2 protein-coding genes are annotated in these 1,850 nt (G+C 63.3%); both read left to right on the forward strand.

Annotation, left to right across the window (positions count from 1 at the left end):
* Window positions 1–807: cytochrome c oxidase assembly protein (locus X803_RS17140; protein ID WP_035777491.1), on the forward strand; the 807-nt coding region annotated here is incomplete at its 5' end.
* Window positions 808–955: 148 nt separating this feature from the next.
* A complete protein-coding gene (locus X803_RS17145) occupies window positions 956–1,732 on the forward strand; it encodes a cytochrome c oxidase assembly protein (protein WP_343299590.1) in 777 nt (258 codons plus the stop codon).
* Window positions 1,733–1,850 lie beyond the last annotated feature (118 nt).

Raw genomic sequence — 1,850 nt, forward strand, 5'->3', positions numbered from 1 at the left:
AGGTGGCCGATATGGCGGACCCTGGTTTTCCTGTCCGGGTGCCTAATCATTGCGGTGGTTATGGGGGCAGGCATCGAAGGATACGGGCTGCGCATGTTCTCAGTGTTTATGTTCCAGCAGCTGACACTGATGATGGCGGTACCGCCCCTGCTGATCCTGGGACGGCCCGGCACCTTGCTGCTGCGGTCCACCCCCCACTGGGGTCCAGGGCGGCTGGTCCTCCGGATGGCGCACGCCGGATTACGCTCCCGGATCAGCCGGATAGCACTGCACCCCGGGTTCATGATCCCGCTGTTCCTGATCAGCTTCTATGGGGTTTACCTGAGTGACCTGGCCGATCAGCTACTTCCGACCTGGTACGGGCATGTAAGCCTCGAGGTACTTTTCCTGGCCGCCGGGGTCCTGTTCACCGTCCCGCTGATTTCCACCGACCCGCTGCCGATTCGGCAGACCCATTTCGGCCGGTTCGTCGATATTTTCGCCGAGATGCCACTCCACGCCTTTTTCGGGGTGATCATTATGATGGCTACCACCCCGGTGGTGGATTTCTTTTCAACCCTTCCGGCGTCCTGGGATGTGGATCCGATGACGGATCAGGGCATCGCCGGCGGGTTGGCCTGGTCCTACGGTGAGCTGCCGTCCGTGCTCATTCTGTTGTTCATCCTGATGCGCTGGCAACGCGACGACTCACGACAAGCAGCCGCCGCGGACCGGCACGCCGTACTAAACGGGACGCCGGAATTGGATGCCTACAACGCCTACATTTCACGGCTCAACGACCGCGCCGACCGCACCCACCGCAGCTGAGAGGCTCCCATGACCACGGGAAAAAGCCGCCAGCCGGCCCAACGCAACCTCGTCCTTGCCGCCGGGGTGGTGATCGCCCTGGCCACCACCGGGGCGGCGGCTCTGGTCCGCCCGCCGGAGGTGGCCGATATGGCGGACCCTGGTTTTCCTGTCCGGGTGCCTAATCATTGCGGTGGTTATGGGGGCAGGCATCGAAGGATACGGGCTGCGCATGTTCTCAGTGTTTATGTTCCAGCAGCTGACACTGATGATGGCGGTACCGCCCCTGCTGATCCTGGGACGGCCCGGCACCTTGCTGCTGCGGTCCACCCCCCACTGGGGTCCAGGGCGGCTGGTCCTCCGGATGGCGCACGCCGGATTACGCTCCCGGATCAGCCGGATAGCACTGCACCCCGGGTTCATGATCCCGCTGTTCCTGATCAGCTTCTATGGGGTTTACCTGAGTGACCTGGCCGATCAGCTACTTCCGACCTGGTACGGGCATGTAAGCCTCGAGGTACTTTTCCTGGCCGCCGGGGTCCTGTTCACCGTCCCGCTGATTTCCACCGACCCGCTGCCGATTCGGCAGACCCATTTCGGCCGGTTCGTCGATATTTTCGCCGAGATGCCACTCCACGCCTTTTTCGGGGTGATCATTATGATGGCTACCACCCCGGTGGTGGATTTCTTTTCAACCCTTCCGGCGTCCTGGGATGTGGATCCGATGACGGATCAGGGCATCGCCGGCGGGTTGGCCTGGTCCTACGGTGAGCTGCCGTCCGTGCTCATTCTGTTGTTCATCCTGATGCGCTGGCAACGCGACGACTCACGACAAGCAGCCGCCGCGGACCGGCACGCCGTACTAAACGGGACGCCGGAATTGGATGCCTACAACGCCTACATTTCACGGCTCAACGACCGCGCCGACCGCACCCACCGCAGCTGAGAGGCTCCCATGACCACGGGAAAAAGCCGCCAGCCGGCCCAACGCAACCTCGTCCTTGCCGCCGGGGTGGTGATCGCCCTGGCCACCACCGGGGCGGCGCTGCTGCTCTCCGGGGCCG

The sequence above is a fragment of the Arthrobacter sp. 35/47 genome, from assembly GCF_000520475.1.
In the GTDB taxonomy this organism is placed as follows: domain Bacteria; phylum Actinomycetota; class Actinomycetes; order Actinomycetales; family Micrococcaceae; genus Arthrobacter_D; species Arthrobacter_D subterraneus.